General features: G+C 36.4%; 18 protein-coding genes and 2 pseudogenes. 8 read left to right on the forward strand and 12 right to left on the reverse strand.

All coding sequences use genetic code 11. The annotated features are described in order from the left end of the window. Positions 1 to 130: 130 nt before the first annotated feature. Positions 131 to 1,513: pseudogene (locus tag ACIQZA_RS07895) on the reverse strand (DHHW family protein). Positions 1,514 to 1,525: 12 nt separating this feature from the next. Beyond that, the gene (locus ACIQZA_RS07900) at positions 1,526 to 2,779 is read right to left on the reverse strand and encodes an MBOAT family O-acyltransferase (protein ID WP_402882963.1); all 1,254 of its coding nucleotides are present in this window, start codon (positions 2,777 to 2,779) and stop codon (positions 1,526 to 1,528) included. 514 nt (positions 2,780 to 3,293) lie between these two features. Between ACIQZA_RS07900 and ACIQZA_RS25540 the strand changes: the two are divergent. Continuing rightward, positions 3,294 to 4,046 (forward strand): annotated as a pseudogene (locus tag ACIQZA_RS25540) (IS30 family transposase); the annotation flags it as partial. A gap of 67 nt (positions 4,047 to 4,113) precedes the next feature. On the opposite strand, the gene ACIQZA_RS07910 reads toward ACIQZA_RS25540, so the two are convergent. Continuing rightward, positions 4,114 to 4,314, reverse strand: coding sequence for a cold-shock protein (locus tag ACIQZA_RS07910; RefSeq protein ID WP_049667605.1), 201 nt, complete (start codon positions 4,312 to 4,314; stop codon positions 4,114 to 4,116). A 455-nt stretch (positions 4,315 to 4,769) separates the two neighbouring features. Here ACIQZA_RS07910 and ACIQZA_RS07915 point away from each other — a divergent pair, with 455 nt between their 5' ends. Next, positions 4,770 to 4,958, forward strand: coding sequence for a hypothetical protein (locus ACIQZA_RS07915; RefSeq protein WP_400932843.1), 189 nt, complete (start codon positions 4,770 to 4,772; stop codon positions 4,956 to 4,958). Positions 4,959 to 5,065: 107 nt separating this feature from the next. On the opposite strand, the gene ACIQZA_RS07920 is transcribed toward ACIQZA_RS07915, so the two are convergent. Further along, positions 5,066 to 5,989 (reverse strand): substrate-binding domain-containing protein, encoded by a 924-nt coding sequence (locus ACIQZA_RS07920; RefSeq protein ID WP_400932841.1) that lies wholly within the window; start codon positions 5,987 to 5,989, stop codon positions 5,066 to 5,068. Positions 5,990 to 6,353: 364 nt separating this feature from the next. On the opposite strand from ACIQZA_RS07920, the gene modA reads away from it, so the two are divergent. Together modA and modB are read left to right on the forward strand one after the other, a co-directional pair. Beyond that, positions 6,354 to 7,139 carry a molybdate ABC transporter substrate-binding protein gene (modA, locus tag ACIQZA_RS07925; protein WP_400932839.1) on the forward strand — a complete coding sequence of 262 codons (786 nt, stop codon included), beginning with the start codon at positions 6,354 to 6,356 and terminating at the stop codon, positions 7,137 to 7,139. Between the two features lie 3 nt (positions 7,140 to 7,142). Further along, on the forward strand, positions 7,143 to 7,799 hold the full coding sequence (gene modB / locus ACIQZA_RS07930; RefSeq protein ID WP_400932837.1) for a molybdate ABC transporter permease subunit: 657 nt from the start codon (positions 7,143 to 7,145) through the stop codon (positions 7,797 to 7,799). Between the two features lie 103 nt (positions 7,800 to 7,902). Here the strand turns inward: modB and moaD are convergent, their stop codons facing one another. The 5 genes from moaD to ACIQZA_RS07955 are packed head-to-tail and all read right to left on the reverse strand — an operon-like array spanning position 7,903 to position 11,413. Further along, complete coding sequence (gene moaD / locus ACIQZA_RS07935) at positions 7,903 to 8,136, reverse strand: molybdopterin converting factor subunit 1 (protein WP_400932835.1); 234 nt, start codon at positions 8,134 to 8,136, stop codon at positions 7,903 to 7,905. Then, positions 8,129 to 8,608 (reverse strand): molybdenum cofactor biosynthesis protein MoaE, encoded by a 480-nt coding sequence (locus ACIQZA_RS07940; protein WP_142509061.1) that lies wholly within the window; start codon positions 8,606 to 8,608, stop codon positions 8,129 to 8,131. The genes moaD and ACIQZA_RS07940 overlap by 8 nt, the downstream gene beginning before the upstream one ends. After that, positions 8,605 to 9,129 carry a molybdopterin-guanine dinucleotide biosynthesis protein B gene (gene mobB, locus ACIQZA_RS07945; RefSeq protein ID WP_400932832.1) on the reverse strand — a complete coding sequence of 175 codons (525 nt, stop codon included), beginning with the start codon at positions 9,127 to 9,129 and terminating at the stop codon, positions 8,605 to 8,607. Before mobB ends, ACIQZA_RS07940 begins: the two co-directional genes overlap by 4 nt. After that, entirely contained in the window at positions 9,090 to 10,379 is a 1,290-nt protein-coding gene (locus ACIQZA_RS07950; protein WP_402883143.1) for a molybdopterin molybdotransferase MoeA, read from the reverse strand. The genes mobB and ACIQZA_RS07950 overlap by 40 nt, the downstream gene beginning before the upstream one ends. 17 nt (positions 10,380 to 10,396) lie before the next feature. After that, on the reverse strand, positions 10,397 to 11,413 hold the full coding sequence (locus ACIQZA_RS07955) for a thiazole biosynthesis adenylyltransferase ThiF (protein WP_400932830.1): 1,017 nt from the start codon (positions 11,411 to 11,413) through the stop codon (positions 10,397 to 10,399). Between the two features lie 120 nt (positions 11,414 to 11,533). Here ACIQZA_RS07955 and ACIQZA_RS07960 point away from each other — a divergent pair, with 120 nt between their 5' ends. The 3 genes from ACIQZA_RS07960 to moaC are packed head-to-tail and all read left to right on the forward strand — an operon-like array spanning position 11,534 to position 13,087. Next, positions 11,534 to 12,028 (forward strand): MogA/MoaB family molybdenum cofactor biosynthesis protein, encoded by a 495-nt coding sequence (locus tag ACIQZA_RS07960; protein WP_402882969.1) that lies wholly within the window; start codon positions 11,534 to 11,536, stop codon positions 12,026 to 12,028. Next, positions 12,025 to 12,612: a molybdenum cofactor guanylyltransferase gene (locus ACIQZA_RS07965; RefSeq protein WP_400932826.1), complete on the forward strand. Its 588-nt coding sequence runs from the start codon at positions 12,025 to 12,027 to the stop codon at positions 12,610 to 12,612. The genes ACIQZA_RS07960 and ACIQZA_RS07965 overlap by 4 nt, the downstream gene beginning before the upstream one ends. Further along, a complete protein-coding gene (gene moaC / locus ACIQZA_RS07970) occupies positions 12,605 to 13,087 on the forward strand; it encodes a cyclic pyranopterin monophosphate synthase MoaC (RefSeq protein ID WP_402882971.1) in 483 nt (160 codons plus the stop codon). The genes ACIQZA_RS07965 and moaC overlap by 8 nt, the downstream gene beginning before the upstream one ends. A gap of 343 nt (positions 13,088 to 13,430) precedes the next feature. Here the strand turns inward: moaC and moaA are convergent, their stop codons facing one another. The 3 genes from moaA to ACIQZA_RS07985 are packed head-to-tail and all read right to left on the reverse strand — an operon-like array spanning position 13,431 to position 15,624. Beyond that, positions 13,431 to 14,447 carry a GTP 3',8-cyclase MoaA gene (moaA, locus tag ACIQZA_RS07975; RefSeq protein WP_402883145.1) on the reverse strand — a complete coding sequence of 339 codons (1,017 nt, stop codon included), beginning with the start codon at positions 14,445 to 14,447 and terminating at the stop codon, positions 13,431 to 13,433. A gap of 1 nt (position 14,448) precedes the next feature. Continuing rightward, complete coding sequence (gene fdhD, locus ACIQZA_RS07980; RefSeq protein WP_400932822.1) at positions 14,449 to 15,264, reverse strand: formate dehydrogenase accessory sulfurtransferase FdhD; 816 nt, start codon at positions 15,262 to 15,264, stop codon at positions 14,449 to 14,451. 12 nt (positions 15,265 to 15,276) lie between these two features. Next, a complete protein-coding gene (locus tag ACIQZA_RS07985) occupies positions 15,277 to 15,624 on the reverse strand; it encodes a Na-translocating system protein MpsC family protein (RefSeq protein WP_132357045.1) in 348 nt (115 codons plus the stop codon). Between the two features lie 614 nt (positions 15,625 to 16,238). Here ACIQZA_RS07985 and fdhF point away from each other — a divergent pair. Further along, positions 16,239 to 19,172, forward strand: coding sequence for a formate dehydrogenase subunit alpha (gene fdhF / locus ACIQZA_RS07990; protein ID WP_400932820.1), 2,934 nt, complete (start codon positions 16,239 to 16,241; stop codon positions 19,170 to 19,172). Positions 19,173 to 19,174: the final 2 nt, after the last annotated feature.

The following is a 19,174-nucleotide window of genomic DNA, read 5'->3' on the forward strand; positions in this document are numbered from 1 at the left end:
ATCGTTATCAGAAACGATTAAACGGCTTGAGTCCGTTAGAATTCAGGACTCAAGCCGCTTAATACATTTTTTATTATTTCCACTGTCTACTTGACTGGGTGCAGTTCACATTTCGATTAGGCTTCGTTTTTTACTGAAATCTTTCAAGTGTTTTCACTATTTTCGCCGTATTAGTAGCAAATATATTATTGATAAATAATACTTCTTTTATTTCTTGTTCATCTATTAGTTTCTTAAAACCGCTATTGTAATATCTAGAATCTACTACATATAATTCGTCATAATGAGGGATTAAAAATGGCACAAAAGCATTTCCATATGACTCTTTTACAACGACTAGTTTCTTCCCGTTATTACTATCATTATTCTTAATTTTAATCATTGGGAAGTCTCCATGTAAAAATACGGAGTAAGCATTTACGCCCTCTGCATAATCAGCATATAATGTTGAAGAAACTGCTGTATTTTCATTCCCTTTTTCATATCGATATACTTCGTAATCAACTGGGATTTTGTAATACTCAACTATATCTTTTTTCTCTTTTAGTTTGGTATCTTGCGTTTGTGTAAATAGAGTACCTAAAAAATCTTCCTTAGAATATTTTTCGTATGCTTCTAATGATTTTGCTTTAAATCCAGCTTCTTTCGCAAATTGTTCGTAAGCATAATATGCACCTAGTGAAGTCCAATGGTGATCCGTATTAAAATATAGATACTCATTTTTATGCTTTTCTAATGCTTCATACGCGTTAATAGTCTTAATTTCACTATCAAGATTTCCATAAATTTCATCAATAACGGATTTTTGCGGTGTTGACATATGTTGATACTTTTTCGGCAATGCAAACTCTACACTTGTTGGAACTACCATATTATATACTGTTACATTCTCTCCTAGAGCTTGTTTCAAACTTGAAATAGTTTTGGAATATCGCAATGCATTTTCTGGATTTCCGTAAAATATTTCTACTGCTCTATCACCCAGTGTAATAATGGAACCGGATTTTTCAGCAACAGTATTTTCTGAAACTTCTTGCTTACTATCTTCAACAACACTCTCTTTAGTTTCCTTATTTTCTTCTTTAACAGCAGGTCTTTCACTTTCCTTGTCTATATCTTTAGAAGAACACCCTGCAATTAATAGGGTAGCAAGTGCTGAAACTATCATATATTTTTTCATTGTATTTAAATCTCCTTATATTTATTTCTGTATATTGTATATTTGTATCTCATCTGTTCCTGATCGTATTCCTTTAACATCACTATAGAAGGCACTCAACTCAATGAGCTCCTCCCGAAACGGAAATGCATCATTCACATATAAGTCTATTTTTTGGGCATAACTTTTATTTAGAAAACTTTCAGCTGAGAAGGTAGGAAAAGATGTTAATTGACGTTTTTCGTTTTCAGAAATGTTTTCTTTTGGTAACAGAAAGAATAATGTAAAGCCCACTATTATAATTCCAACCATAATGCCGATATGAATCATCTCAGATATAGTACTGTTTTTCATTCATTACTCTCCTCAAAATCTAAAATAAAGAAATGGATTATAACTTTCGTTAACCAGAACAGCTGTACATAGGATTAGAATCATAACATTTCCAATAATCAAGCAACCTTTGTACATAGCACCTTTACAAACTTTTTTTCCAAGGACTTTAACTAGTGGTGTACATAATAAAGTAGCAATTACTATCAAGAAAATATTGTTAGATATAATAATATTTAACTCAGTACTAGCGAAGCTTTGATTTGCAAAACCAAAGAGAACTTTTAAATAAGAGAAAGCTTCATTCATATTCGTAAAGTAGAAGAAGGTCCAACCTATAATTACAACCACTAGTAAATAGCAGTGTGAAATAATTCTCGGCAGTTTTTCTAAAATTCTTCCTATCATTTTTTTTTCTAAGTAAATTAAAATCCCAAAATATAATCCCCAAATAACAAAATTCCAACTAGCACCATGCCAAATTCCAGTTAGAAACCATACAGTCATTAAATTGAAAAATTCATTCTTTCGGTTTCCGCCAAGTGGAATATACACATAGTCTCTAAAGAAGCTTCCCAAAGATATATGCCAACGTCTCCAAAATTCTGTAGCAGATCGTGAAATATATGGATAGTTGAAATTCTCTTTATATTCGAAGCCAAATATTTTCCCTAATCCTATAGCCATATCTGAGTATCCAGAAAAATCAAAGTAGATTTGCAGCGTAAACATCAAAATACCAAACCATGCTTCTGTTACGGTTAAGCTTCCTGATGAACGCTCCATAAACATCGTGGCAAAACTACCCGCAGTATTAGCCAGCAATACTTTTTTTCCTAATCCAATTACAAATCGATTCACACCATCGCTAATTTGGCTGATATTTGTAGTTCGATTCTCTATTTGTTCAGCAATATCCGAATATCTAACGATCGGTCCTGCTACTAACTGTGGAAACATTGATACATACAAAAGAAAAGTTGAAAACTTTCTTTGTGCCTGTACCTTTCCTCGATAGACATCTACTGTATAAGAGATTGTTTGGAAGGTATAAAAAGATATACCAATTGGTAATGAAACATCTGGTATTTGGAATGAGGTATTAAAAATAAGATTGATATTTTCATAGATGAAAGCACTATATTTAAATGCAATTAACAAAGAAAGATTTAATATAATGGAAGAAACGATACCATATTTAGCCCATTTCGTTCCATGAAATCTTCCGATATACAACCCATGATAATAATCAATACAACCACTAATAAGTAATACGACAATCCACACTGGCTCACCCCAAGCATAAAAACATAGTGAGCTTATTAACAAAATGAAGTTTTTAAACTTTCTATTTTTCACTGAGTAATACAGTATTATGCAGATAGGTAGAAACAAATAAATAAACAAAAGACTTGAAAAAACCATCGTATCCTTCTTTCATTTGGATAATATCAACCATTTGTCATAACTATATAACAAAGGGTTATTTTCTTTTTCTATTAAAAAAATGAGGAGCTCCAATCCTTCTACTTGTTTTACTCCTTTTCTATATGTGACATCGTAATTTTTGTGTTAACTTATTGAGCTTTTAGTATATGGAAATGGTTCTTTTTATCTTCCTCCTTCTGCTCCCACTATAGGCCTGTATTGTGACATCAACGTTACAATTTCAGCAAAATTACGAAAAAAGCAAGTAGTATTAAAGGATGCTGATTGTTCTCGGAATTAAAAAAACCAGCTCTGCTAAATTAGCTTTGCTGGTCATGGTACCACTTCTTTCAAATGTGAAGTCTAAGTAACGGCTGACGAAGCACAAGTACGTTACCACCAAAATAAATCCAACTGTGGTGCTAAGTCAAAATGTACGCCAGAAGTAAAAGAAGCCGTTCAAGAAAAGTTGCGGGATACTTGGTCGCCTGAACAAATTGTCGGCCGTTTATATTAAGGACAGCTGAGTTTTAAAACCATCTATCGCTGGATTTACGATGGTCTTTTAGAAGTGCCTATAACCGTTCTCCGTCAAAAAGGAAAGCGCCAAAAACCCCGCGAAACAAGAGGAAGATTTAACATTGGCACACCAATTTCTAAACGCCCAAAAGAAGTACGTAAACGTGAAACCTTTGGACATTGGGAGTTAGATACAGTTGTATCTGGACGTGGGAAAGCAAAAGGCTGTGTAGCAACATTTATTGAGCGAATGACACAGTGGTATGTTGGCTTTTTGATACCGGATCGCTCAGCTTAATCAATGGAAAGAGCAGTACGTCTACTTCATACTAAATTACCCAAAGGCGCTATAAAAACAGCCACAACAGACCAAGGTAAAGAATTTAGCTGCTATAAGTGTTAGACCTATTCTTCTTGGCAACGCAGAAGTAACGAAAATGGAAATGGATTACTTCGCGAGTTCTTCCCTAAGCAAACAAATTTCGATGAAATATCACCAGAAGAACTAACAGAATCATCAAACCATATCAACAACCGACCAAGAAAATTTCTTGGTTGGAAAACTGCAAACGAGGCTTTTAATGAGCAATTGTTGCACTTAATTTGACAAATCATCGCATAAAAAAAAGGCATCCTACTGAAAGGATGCCTTTTTTATGGTTACATCATTAAAATTAAAGTTTTACGATGTTTGTAGCTTGAGGTCCGCGTTGGCCTTCTTCTACTGAGAATTCTACTTTTTGACCTTCTTCAAGAGTTTTGAAGCCGTCACCTTGGATAGCTGAGAAATGAGCGAAAACGTCATTTCCACCTTCTACTTCGATGAATCCAAAACCTTTTTCTGAGTTAAACCATTTTACTGTACCTTGTGCCATTTTGCATGACCTCCATTAATTGTATTTAAGTAAAATCATTTTAGTTCAAAAGAAAAAATCCACATATTACAAAAAGCATCAAACAAAACACGATTACTCTTTGTAATATGTGAATTTATTGTTCTCTTGAAAACGATTTTATTATACTTAATATATAAGAAAAAATCATATTTGTCTAGTGCAAATGTAGATTTTCTAAAATTTAGTTTCTTTACTTACCCGCTTCGTTACAAAAATAAGTTCAACTACGAGGTATATTTCATCCTTTTTAGATCAATACACTCGTTAGTTGAACCTTGCGTTTACTTAATATTTTAAGCAAGAAGATAAAAAAGAAAACCCATTTGAAGCAAAACGAACCACAAATTCCTTTCTTATTCACTCCTTATTAATCTTCAATATAATATATTACAATGACTTTTATTTTAGTTATCCTTTGAAATGAAGTTTAACAAATGAGCTTTATTAAGCTAACACATATTGAAAAATGCACATTCTTTGTATTAGTAGGTCCGTCTGGTTTAGGGCATACGATTTGCGGCTTGGGGCGAAAGCGAAGCGGTCAGCGACACGAGATTGGTCACGCAGGCGTTTTCACAGCACGTGATGGTCTTAGCCTTCGTTCCTTTACTTGCTCGCTCTAAGGTCTCATCTGTCACGCTAATCCCTAACGAGTCGCTCCCATCAACTACTTCACGTTGCATGTATTGTATCTTCTGAATGACACCCTAATTTATAGTACTGAAAGAATTTAAAGCGTTTCATATATAACTTGTCCCATTTGAGTGACGTCATAATCTCCTAGTGCGACTACTTCTGATTGGAATTCTGGTGAATTTAAAATCTCTTTTACCGATTCAACCAGCAGTTGGTTTTCAGGTGTTTTTAATAAGACAATATCATAACGTTCTCTAATAAGTGGTATAAAGTCAACCTCTATGAGTTTTGATATTTTTTCAATGCCTATGCCAATGTCTGCATACCCATTTGCGACAGCAGAGGCTACATCTATATGGCTCATTTCTTCTTCGTTATACCCATCTATTGAGGATGGAGATATGTGATGAATACGTAATTGTTCATCTAGGAAAGTACGAGCACCTGACCCTTTTTCACGGTTCATCAATTTTAATGATTTGGTCTTAAAATCATCTATTGATTGAATTTGCAATGGATTTCCTTTTTTTACATAAAAGCCTGCTCGGCGAGAAATCAGATTGAGAAGTATATAAGAGTGACTTACAAAAATCTTTTTCAAATAAGGTGTATTATAATCTCCTGTATCACCATCGTACAAATGTAAACTAGCAATATCACTTTCCCCGTTATACAGCGCCATGACACCATTAAAGCTACCTTCATGTGAGCGCAATACTTTATTGGATTGTTTTTTCTCGATATATTTCCCTAATAAATCTAAAGCTAAATCTTGTCCGCTAATAATAATTTTTTTATTTTTTGTCGAAGGAGTAGTCGAGGCTGTAGAAGCAGCAGGAGTTGCCCCTGTCTTGCTCTTTTGGATATATAATTGTAAATCGGTTCTATCCACACGCATTTGACGACCTACACGAAAAATAGGTAAATCCCCCTTTTTCACTAAATCGTAGATCGTTAATTTCGAAACCTTTAATAATTGAGCAACCTCTTCAATCGTATAGGAATGTTCATGTGACATGTAAAAAATCTCCCCTTATACTTCTATTGATTACAATAGTAACGTAATTATAATATTTTTGGATCATCACCAAAACGTGTGGTTGATTTCCGTTCCGACTGGGCGTTCACGAAGGCGTTATCACAGAAGGTGATGGTTTTAGCTTCGTTCCTGTATCGCCAATCCCCAAGGAGTCGCCCAGACGGAACGAGGATCAACTTATTTACTAGTATACGTTTTACAAAAGTCATCCACAACTTTTGGTGATGAACCATATTTTTAACATCTTGAACATTTCTAGCAATTTGGTATTTCTTTTTTAGACATAACTAATTATAATTAGTTATGTCTTGTTATAACGAGTTATAAAAGGAGTATAATCAAAATGAAAAAGTATTATAGTTTAATAGCTTCATTGTTACTACTGGTAGGCATTTTAGCAGGTTGTAGTAGCCAAGAGAGCAACAACAAAACAAACGAACCAATTGAATTAACCATTTCTGCGGCAGCTAGTTTACAAGAATCATTAGAAGAGCTTCAAAAAGCCTATGAAAATGAGCACGATAATATTAAAATCACATTTAACTTTGGTGGTTCTGGTGCTTTACAACAACAAATTTTAGAAGGTGCTCCTGTTGATCTGTTCTTTTCAGCAGCAGAAGATAAGTTTGATGAGCTAGTTCAAAAAGATTTAATAGACAAAAAGCAAGGAACGGATCTTTTAGCGAACCAATTAGTGTTAATCGTTCCTAAGAAAAATGAAAAACATATTCAATCATTTGGAGACTTAACAAAAGTTGATAAGATTGCTGTTGGTACACCTGAAACGGTTCCTGCTGGCAAGTACGGTATAGAGACATTGAAAAACATGAACCTATGGGAAAATTTAGAATCAAAAGTAGTGTATACAAAAGACGTACGACAAGTTCTTACTTATACAGAAACTGAAAATGTTGAAGCAGGGTTGGTTTATAAAACAGATGCCCTTGTGTCAGAAAAAGTCGATGTCGTTGCTACAGCTAAAGAAGATACACATACACCTATTATTTATCCTGTAGGTGTTATCAAAGATAGTAAGCATGCGAAAGAAGCGGAAGATTTTTATCACTATTTACAAAGTGAGCAAGCGATGAAAGTATTTAAAAAATACGGCTTTCAAGAAACTCATTAATAAATGAGTACGGATTTCTGGTCACCTCTTAAACTTTCTATCGAAATAGCGCTTGTGTCAGGAGCAATTGTGATAGTAACTGGTATTCTATTTGGTAAATGGATGGCAAAACGTAATTTCAAAGGAAAATTATTTCTAGAAACAGTGTTACTTTTACCATTAGTATTACCTCCTACTGTAATAGGTTTTCTTCTAATTATTATTTTTGGTAAAAACAGTGTACTAGGTAACTTGATTACATGGCTTTTTAATCAACCCATTATGTTCACATGGTGGGCGGCGGTCATTGCCTCTACTGTTGTGGCATTTCCTTTAATGTATCAATCAGCAAAAACTGGCTTTGAATCTGTTGATGGGGACATTGAGAACGCTGCACTTGTTGATGGTGCTAACAAATGGCAAGTTTTTTTCTTTATTTCTATCCCTCTTGCATTAAAGTCAATTGTCTCAGGTGGAATTTTAAGTTTCACACGAGCTTTAGGTGAATTTGGTGCAACCTTAATGTTTGCAGGAAACCTTCCAGGCAAAACGCAAACGACGCCGCTTGCTATTTACATGGCGATTGGCTCGGGTAACATGTCACTCGCTTGGTCATGGGTGATTTGTATGATAGGTATTTCCTTCCTTATGCTTCTGAGCGTTCATCTCATAAAGGCATAAAGTGAACTTAGTGGGGTTTCTTCTCCTACTAACGGATTTTTCAAGATAAATAGAATAAAAGATGTAGTCGGTACCTAAACTGTACCAACTACATCTTTTCTTTTTACCCTCCACTAATGGGCGGAATAAACGCGACTGTATCCCCTTTTGTTACAATCGTTGTATCTGTTGCAAATTCCTCATTTACTGCTGTCATAACATGTTGTAAATGAATGTGTGGATATTGTTTTTCCATCCATTCTTTAATTTCTCCAATTGTTCTGTCTGCCAGGTCTACACATAATTTTGACTCACCGATACTTTCTTGTAAGTGAGCAAATAGTAATATGTTAATCACAAGATTCCTCCTCACTGATGGATGGATTTCCTTTTGGATAAGGAACATTTTCTAATTGATCACCAATCCATTCGGTCCCATCTTCCCAATACTCTTTTTTCCAAATAGGCACAATTTGTTTAATACGATCAATAGCATATTCATTGGCTTCATAGGCTATTTTACGATGTGGTGATGACACCGCAATTACTACGGCAATATCCGAGATTTCTAAATGGCCAACACGATGTGTAATGGCTACTTTCGCTTCTGACCATCGTTCTTGTATTTCTTTAGATATTTGTTCAAACATTTTAATAGCCATAGCTGGATAGGCCTGATATTCCAAATGTAGTGTTTTCTTGCCTTTCGTCATTTCACGTACTGTTCCGATGAAAACAGTGATCGCACCAGCATTTCGATCTGATACTTTTTGTCTAACTTCTTCAACATCAATTGGTTTATCAATGATTTCAAACAATGCTGTAGTCATGATTTTTTCCTCATTTCCTGCATTAAAAACTCTATATATTGTGCTTCTTCTTGAATCGAAAAAATTGGATAATCTAACGGTTTATTTAGTGGATATGTAGGCCAATAAAGAACACAGATGATATTGCTTACTTTTTCTAGCAAAGATTTATCTTCCGCCTTGCGCAAAATAACAACCTTCGGATAGTCTTCATTTTTATAGCCTTCAATGAAAATGATATCCATATTAAATGTTTCATAAATAGCTAGTATATCAGCAAGCTGCCAGTTACTTTGGTGAATACTCATGCGCAAAGTACCTTCTCCTTCAACTGCTGTGACACTTGCGCCAGCCTTCTCATGACGAACACTATCTTTTGAACTTTCGATCATAGGGATACCACCGTGTCCATGGTGCTTGATTGTTCCTACACGAAAACCTTCTGTGGTGGCTTGTGTAATGAGCTGTTCCATTAACGTTGTCTTGCCACTATTTTGATAGCCTACGATTTGTAAGATTTCTCGATGATGTCCCATGGCCACTCACTTCCCTGAAAATCTTCTAACAATAAGACGACAACTTGCATGCCTTTTTCGTATCCACGTGATCCACCTGGTAATACAATAAAAGCATTGGCCTCTGCTAAGGAAGAAACTGCACTAGATTTATCAAAACCAGAGGGAACTGCAACTATTTGACCGTTTTCGTAAGAAGTAGTAGCACGCACAAAACGAGTAAACGGATTCGGTTTTTTAAAGTCCGCATTTAAAATAGCGTGCTCTCTACGTAAATGTGGTTGCTTATTGCCAAAAGCCGTACGAATAATAGGTCGTGTAAATAATTCAAAACCAACATAGCACGCTGATGGGTTACCTGAAAGTCCAAATAATAATTGACCATTTCGAGCCGCAACAGTTGTTACACTACCTGGTCGCATTGCTACTTTATTAAAAAGTACTTGTGCGTCAATGGCTTCATAAATGGCAGGTAAGTAATCGTAATCACCTACTGATACTCCTCCTGTTGTAATCAATATATCTACTTCCTGAAGAGCTTTTTCAACAGCTTGAATACATAAATTTAGATCATCGCTAAACTTACCAAAATATTTGACGGTTGCTCCAGCACGTTCAATTTGAGCCATTATCATATAGGCATTACTATTACGAATTTTTCCTGGCTGTAAAGCATCACTTGGTTCTAGTAATTCACTTCCTGTTGCAATTACGCCAACGATTGGTTTTCGAAAAACAGGTACTTGATCATAACCAAAAGTAGCAAGTAATGCGATAACACCTGGATTGATGTATTGTCCTTTTTCCATAAGAATTGCGCCTTTTTGCACGTCCTCTCCCTTATAGGAAATATTTGTTCCTGTTTCATAAGAGCGTTTAATCGACATATAAGGTTGATTGTCTTCTTCAAATGTGTGCGTTAATTCTAGCATAACGACTGCATCACATCCGTTCGGAATAGGCGCTCCTGTCATGATGCGCACCGCTTCTCGATCACCGACTTCTCCCTCAAATACATAGCCCGCGCCAATTTCCCCTACTACTTTAAAGGTTACTGGATTGTCAGAACTTGCCCTTTGACTATCGACCGAGCGAATAGCATAACCATCATAAGGTGAACGATCAAAAGCTGGTACATCTTGGTCAGCAGCAACATCTTCTGCTAAAAAACGTCCGTGTGCTTGCTGTAGTGAAACGACTTCTATTTTTTCTTGGAAGGCAAACTCCATGACACGTTGAACAGCTTCTCCAACAGCAATCGGTTTTCTTTTTTTCAACATTTTATAACACTCCTTTATCCGAATAAACGATAATAAATGGTTTTAGCTTTTTGGATATCTTGTACACCGTGAATGACAACTCGTCCATCTTGGAAAATCACTAGTCGATAATCTTCTGCTTGGCAAGATAGTAAATAAGGATTTTGTTGAATATCACCATAGGGACTAAGTTGAACTGCGAGCTGATCAAAATTATAATGAATCGTTTTTACTGGACGTATTTGAATAGCATCGCGACCACATAATACGTTTAACTTTGTTTGATTTTCGTATGATAAATATGGATAGGTCGGATTTTTGCCACAGGATGGACAATCATGATTGCGAATTTTTTCAACGTTGATTTCATAGTGTTGATTTTGCCAAACATCAAAAGTTAAATAACTTTTTCGTAATGCTTCTTCATCACCTACTAAAAACTTTAATACCTCAGCCACCTGATAAGCTGCTACAATTTGAACAGTCGGACTTATAATTCCTACTGTATCGCATGTCATCCCTGTATTGGGCATCGCTGCTAGCAAACAATGTAAACAAGGTGTTTTACCTGGCACAATCGTATAAGTAGCGCCATAACTGCCAACACAAGAACCATAAACCCAAGGAATTTGATATTTTTGTGCAAGATCGTTCATCATAAAGCGAATATCAAAGTTGTCCGTTGCATCCACCATAATATCTACATCTGCAAGCAGTGGGATTATTTGCTCTGTATACGCATCAAGAATATATTCGTTAATTTCTACCTCTGCGTTAATGCTTTGTAGTCGTTTTTTTGCAGCGATTACTTTCGGTACTTTTTCTTGCGCATCTTGTTCGGTATATAGTTGTTGTCTTTGTAAATTACTCCACTCTACATAATCACGATCAATAATCGTCAACTTTCCGACGCCTGCCCTTACAAGCGCCTCAGCGCTAGCACTACCTAAAGCACCCACTCCTATCATCAGGACATGCTTTTCTTTTAGTAGTAGCTGCCCGTTCTCTCCGATTGGGCTGAATAATTGTTGTCTAGAATATCTATTATGCATAAACGTTTTTGCCTTTCTTTCTATGAATTTTAGTTTGACCTTTTAATATATAGCTTTATAATAAAAGCAATGTTTTTCAGCAAAAACAAAAATCAACTTTATAAATGGAGGTCTTTTACCTTGCATCCCACACATAGCGAACTTCTTATCCGAGCTGCCATTTTAACAGTGAGTGACACACGCACGAAGGCGGATGATTGTGGTGGTCAGCGTATTCAATCATTACTTCAAGAAGCTTCATTTGAATTAGTAGACTACCAAATGTCAAAAGATGAACCTCTCGAAATCTCAAATCATGTACTCAAATGGTGCGAAGATCAAAGCATTAATACCATTATCGTAACAGGAGGAACAGGATTTACACCGAGAGATCAAACTTACGACACGATCCTCCCTCTTTTCGAAAAAGAAATGATGGGCTTTGGTGAATTATTTCGAACACTAAGTTATGCAGAAATTGGCGCAAAAGCCATGTTTAGTCGTGCAACAGCAGGTAGTCGCGATAAAACGGCTATCTATGTACTACCAGGTTCAACTAATGCCGTGACACTTGCCATGACAAAACTAATTCTTCCTACTGTTCAACATTTTGTCGGTGAGTTGAATCGCATATGAAAATGGCTGGTGTTATCTTAGCTGGCGGCCAATCTTCACGGTATGGTCAACCGAAAATGTTTGAATTATTTGCTGGTCTACCTTTATATAAGCACAGTCTCATAGCCTTACAAAAAAATCAACTACAGCCTTTAATTATTGCTACGAATGCTAGCTTGCAATCAAAGTTTGTAGAAGAAAATGTCCAATGGATTATTGAAAAACAGCCTCATCAAGGTCCTCTGTTTGCCTTGCATAATATAATGACAAATTTTCCGGAAGTAGAGTGGTTTTTCGTCATAGCTAGTGATATGCCTTTTATTAATGCAGAATTTGTCCAAACTATGCTCACATTTATCGATGATCGTTATGATGCGATTGTTCCTGAACAAGCTTCAAGATTACAACCTCTTGCTGCTTTATATCGACGCAGCGCTTTACCAAAAGCACAGCAATTAGTCCAACAAAACAAGCGGAGTATGAAAGTCTTGTTAGAGCAACTTCAAGTATGTTATGTCCCATTTGAAGAAAGCTCCACATTTATCAATATCAATTCTCAACAAGATTGGCTACAAACATTTGAAAGGAAGTCTAATAATGAGTAATTTTACACACTGGAACGAAGAAGGTCGTCCGAAAATGGTCGACATTTCAGATAAAACTATCACAAACCGTACAGCGATCGCTCGTAGTACAATCACGATATCCGATGAAGTCTATCAAGCTATCCAACAGGGAGGCATTAAAAAAGGCGACCCTACGCAAGTGGCACAAATTGCTGGGATTATGGGTGCTAAAAAAACTGCTGATATTATCCCAATGTGCCATCCGATTATGTTACAAGGAACAGATCTTCAATTTGACTATACAAAAGCAGAAGTAGGTTACGAACTTCACATTCAAGCTACAGTTAAATGTAATGGTAAAACAGGTGTCGAAATGGAAGCATTAACTGCTGTATCCATTGCTGCTCTGACTTTTTATGATATGTGTAAAGCCGTCGACAAATCTATGGTGATTAAAGAAACATACCTCGTTCAAAAAACGGGCGGAAAAAGTGGCGACTTTGTGCATAAATAAACATCAAATCAATTTCGCCTTGGCGTAATTGCGTCCGGATTTTGAATTGTGCTAAGGCCTGCAGGATGCAGGTCAGTTAGCCGTTTTCGCAGGATGCGAAGGTTTTAGGCTAACATCCTTATATTCATTCCTTTGAAAATCCGTGACATCCGCCGGAGGCTTTATCTTCATTCAGCAGGTACTTGGACACCTACTGAAAAGAAACCTCATACGCATCCATATCACACCTTCTAGGGCAGTAGTTTTCTGCTGAATGAAGATAAAAAATCGGCATTATTTTGCCGATTTTTTTCTGTTTTTCACACCCATACTAACAGCACTAACTAATACCACTCTATTTCGTCTAACCACCGATATGTGACATTTCAATTTTTGAGTGTTTCCTTTTTTCCATTGTCTGTTCATTTCGTTCATCGGAATAGCGATCTTTTCTATTTTCCCAAACATCCGAAATGCATTGGGTAATAGTTTCATCATCTTCCCCTGACCTTAACAATTCTCGTAGATTCGTCCCTTCTGTTGCAAATAAGCACGTATATAATGTTCCCTCTGCCGAAATACGGGCACGTGAACAACTGTCGCAAAACGAATCTGTTACAGATGATATTACGCCAATTTCACCTTGAGCATCCTCATATTGATAACGTGTAGCCACTTCCCCTTTATAATTAGGGTCAACAGGATGCAGAGGGGAAAGTTGATGGACTTGGTCAATGATTTCTTTCTTTGACACAACTTCATCTAGCCGCCAACCATTCGAATTACCGACATCCATATATTCAATAAAGCGAAGAATATGCTGTTTCTCTTTAAAATATTCTGCCATCGAAATGATATCTTGCTCATTTTTTCCTTTTTGAACGACCATATTGATCTTCACTTGTAAGCCCGCTTCTGCCGCTTTTTCTATACCTTCTAATACCGTTTTCACCTTTCCTCGATGGCCATTCATCTCGAAAAAACGTTCCTCATTTAGAGAATCTAGACTAATAGCTACTCGTGATAAACCTGCTCTCGCCAATTCATTGGCATATTTTTTCAACAATGTGCCATTGGTCGTTAAGGCAATATCTTCCACTCCAGCTATGCGATGTAGACGTTCAATTAATGTCGGCAGATCGCGACGTAGTAAAGGCTCACCACCAGTAATGCGTACTTTTTTCACACCTAATGAAACGAAAATCTTTACTAATCTTTCGATTTCTTCAAAACTCAATATTTTATCGGACGGTAAAAAAGCGTAATCTGGACCAAATACTTCTGCAGGCATGCAATATTGACAACGAAAATTACAACGGTCTGTTACGGATATCCTTAAATCTCTTAATGGTCTGTGTAGTTGGTCTTGTAGACTAGTAATGTTAATCTCTTCCTTTCATTTTATTTGTAGGTAATTGAATACGTTCTTTGTGTGTATAAATATTAAGTGTATTTTGGCGAATAAAGCCTACCGTCGTAATACCGAGTTGCTCTGCCAATTGCAATGCTAATTCTGTTGGAGCCGATTTAGACAGCACAATTTCACAGCCAATTTTCGATACTTTAAGTAAAATTTCAGATGAAATCCTTCCGCTAAATACGATAATTTTGTCCTGAATGCTAATTTTATTTTTTAGGCAATAACCATAAATTTTATCTAAGGCATTATGACGCCCAATATCCATTCGGCTTAATAAAACTCCATTCGCATCACATAGCGCTGCATTATGAACACCACCAGTTTGTTTGAATGTTTCGGCCAAATCTTGCATATCGCGCATTAAACGAAAACAATCATCTGTAGTAATACGCACATGAATGCCTTCCATTTTTTTAGCTACTAATGCATCATTAGCAAAAACAAACCCTTGGCGGCTCATGCCACAGCAAGAAGTAATGTAACGTTTATTTTGAATTTGTTGAAAGTAAGGATTCACACGCTTTGTTTTAACGTGCACAAAACCTTCTTTTTCTTGGTGCCAAATGGCTTCAATATCTTCGTAATCGCGAATAATTCGTTCAGAAGCCAAATAGCCAATAACCATATCTTCTACATACTCTGGTGTGCAAACCATCGTCACGAATTCTTGCTCATTAATCTTCACTGTGACCGCATATTCTGTGACAACAGTATCTTCTATTTCTTTGATTTGATTACCTTCAACACGTATTATTTCTCTAGTTACTGCGCGTTCCATATGGCATCCCCTTTATTCACTAATATTATCTTCAAAAACAAAGACAGAAATAGCAAAATCCTCTTCAATTTTGATATCTGAAAATAAATGGAGTAACTTAGTGCCCATCAATTCTTCCATGCCGTCTGGAGGTGATTTAGTATACAAATCTTGAATCATTCTTGTACGTGCAGCATGAACCATTTTTAACCCTTCAGGCGTACTCGCAATAAATTTTTCTGTCGGTGTGATATTACCATATAAAGTTGAGACAGCCATGTTCTCTACGAAAACTGTATGAATACGCTCTGGTCCTTTTCCAAATATATCTTTGCGTAGTTTTCGAATAATGTCGTTGAACTCATGCACTTTTTTTGACATTTTAACGATTCTCCCAACGTAATTAATCTTTTTTATCCAATGTTCACGGGGTCACCCTTACAGTTTGTTAATAATATAGCAACTTAAATAAAAATTAAAGAGAAAATATCCAATGATAATTATTATCATTTAATAAATTTTATTATAAATATTGTCGATTTTGGCTGAAAAGGCTATAATAATTGGTATTACATATGGAATGAAAGTATTTTGATTCCTTTGTCATGGTTTCATACAATAAGTTTGAACTATAGGCATGGTGGTTTTAATATTTAAATTCTATAGTTATATTGAATAAAAAATAAAAGTTGATTGAATTTTTAGCAAGGCCTGTTAAGAATTTTATCCACCATGAATAAATAGCATGTTAGTACATGCCTTTTCATGGTGGATTTTTTTATTTTTGAGCAATATCAACATCGACAACTAATACTACATGTTTTTGCATCTATGTTGGTGTAGAGATTGGACAAATTGGGAAATGACATTAACAAGACAATTTTTAAAAAATAACAAGACAATTAAAATAAAAAAACTCGTAACTCTATTCCCGTTTATCCTAAGTATTAACCTGTTGTCAAATAAGTCTCAAAGAGCAAAAGGAGGAAAATACCTTGACTACAATTAAAATTAATGGCCAACCGTATGATGTAGCAGAGGGAGCTACAATACTTGATACCATTAATCAAAATGGCATCGCCCATCCACAAATTTGTCATGTACCATCTGTTGATCCTATCGAAACTTGTGATACATGTATCGTCGAAGTGAATGGACAATTAGTTCGCTCTTGTTCAACAAAAGCACTAAACGGCATGGATATCCAACTTACTTCTGATAAAGCGAAAGCTGCACAAACGGAAGCGATGGACCGTTTACTAGAAAATCATTTGCTGTACTGTACAGTTTGCGATAATAACAACGGAAATTGTTCATTACACAACACAGCAGAATTAATGGAAATCGAACATCAAAAATATCCTTATCAACCAAAAGTTGAACCACACGAAGTAGACATGTCTCACCCGTTTTATCGATATGATCCAAACCAATGTATCGCATGTGGACAATGTGTAGAGGTTTGTCAAAACTTACAAGTTAATGAAACATTATCTCTTGACTGGGAAGCCGAGAGACCAAAAGTAATTTGGGATGAAGGCGTTGCCATTAACGATTCTTCATGTGTAGGCTGTGGACAATGTGTTACAGTTTGTCCATGTAATGCCTTAATGGAAAAATCAATGCTTGGTGAAGCTGGTTTTATGACTGGGCTTAAACAAGATACATTAGATCCGATGATTAATTTAATTAAGGAAGTTGAACCTGGGTATAGCGGTATCTTCGCTGTTTCTGAAGTCGAAGCTGCAATGCGTAGTAAACGTACGAAGAAAACAAAAACAGTTTGTACTTTCTGTGGAGTAGGTTGTTCGTTCGAAGTTTGGACAAAAGACCGCAAAATTTTAAAAGTGCAACCTTCTGACGGTCCTGTAAATGCTATTTCTACTTGTGTAAAAGGAAAATTCGGTTGGGACTTCATCAACTCTGAAGAACGAATTACAAAACCATTAATTCGTAAAAATGATGCATTTGTTGAATCCTCATGGGATGAAGCACTTGACTTAATTGCTACTAAACTAGGTGGCATTCAAAAAGAACACGGTTCTGGTTCTGTCGGCTTTATTTCTTCTTCAAAAATTACAAACGAAGAAAACTACTTAATTCAAAAAATGGCACGTCAATTATTCGAAACAAACGACGTTGATAACTGCTCACGCTATTGTCAATCTCCAGCTACAGATGGCCTACTACGCACAGTTGGTATAGGTGGCGACGCTGGAACGATCAAAGATATCGCAAAAGCTGGCCTCGTTATTATTGTTGGGGCAAACCCTGCAGAAGGTCACCCTGTTTTAGCTACTCGTGTAAAACGTGCCCATAAGTTACACGGTCAAAAATTAATTGTTGCCGACGTTCGTAAACATGAAATGGCTGAGCGTTCTGATATTTTCATGCGTCCAAAACAAGGAACAGACCAAGTATGGTTAATGGCCGTTACAAAATATATGATCGATCAAGGTTGGCATGATGAAGCCTTCATTAAAGAGAACGTGCACTTCTTTGATGATTTTAAAGATGTACTTGAAACATACACACTAGAATATGCAGAAAAAGAAACGGGCATTTCAAAAGAAACGTTGATAAATGTTGCTGAAATGATTCGTGATGCTGACGGTACATGTGTACTTTGGGGTATGGGTGTTACACAAAATACAGGTGGCTCATATACATCAGCTGCAATTTCTAACCTACTTCTAGCTACTGGTAACTATCGTCGTCCAGGTGCAGGTGCCTACCCTCTTCGTGGTCACAACAATGTTCAAGGTGCTTGTGATATGGGTACACTACCAAATCTATTACCAGGTAATCAAAAAGTAATAGACGACGAAGCACGTAAGAAATTTGAAGAAGCATATGGTGTGAAAATCAAACCTGAACCAGGTCGTACGAATATGGCAATGTTAGATGCTATCATGGAAGGTAAAATGAAAGCAATGTATTTAGTTGGGGAAGATATGGCACTTGTAGATTGCGATGCTAACCATGTAGATAAAGTACTTTCACAATTAGACTTCTTTGTTGTACAAGATTGCTTCCTTTCACGTACAGCACAATATGCGGATGTTATTTTACCAGCAGCACCTTCTCTTGAAAAAGAAGGTACGTTCACGAATACAGAGCGTCGTGTACAACGACTATATCAAGTATTACCAACACTTGGTGAATCAAAAGCCGATTGGGAAATCCTTCAATTAGTAGCACGTCGCCTAGGTGCTGACTGGAATTACAGTCACCCAAGTGAAATCTTTGCTGAAATGGCTAGTCTTGCTCCATTCTTCTCGCAAGCGAACTATGATGTATTAGAAAATTGGGGTAGCTTCTGTTGGGGTAGCCATGATGGTAAAGACACACCTTTACTATATGAGGATGGTTTTAACTTCCCTGACAAAAAAGCTCGTTTTGCTTTAAATGATTGGATTAGACCGGTTGAATATGAAGCGCAATATGACTGTCATATTAACAATGGCCGTATGCTTGAACACTTCCATGAAGGTAATATGACAAATAAATCAAAAGGTATTCAATCGAAAGTACCTGAAATTTTTGTTGAAGTATCACCAGAACTAGCAAAAGAACGCGGCATAGAAGATGGAGCTCTTCTTCGTTTAGTGTCTCCTCAAGGCGCATTAAAATTAAATGCCCTAGTAACAGATCGCGTACAAGGAAATGAACTTTTCTTACCTATGAACTCTGTTAGCAAAGATTCAGCGATTAATTTCTTAACGGGCCCAGCTGGAGACATCAATACATCGACACCGGCGTACAAACAAACAAAAGTACGCGTAGAAGTATTGAAACAAAAAGGAAAATCACCACTTCCTAGAACAAACCCGCGTTATAAAAAACGTCATCCACAAAATGGTGTTGAGGTACAACGCAAATGGAATCGTCCTGGCTACGTTCACTTAACAACTAACGAAAGGGAGTGAGT

The sequence above is a fragment of the Lysinibacillus sp. NPDC096382 genome (genome assembly GCF_044762845.1).
Classification (GTDB): Bacteria; Bacillota; Bacilli; order Bacillales_A; family Planococcaceae; genus Lysinibacillus.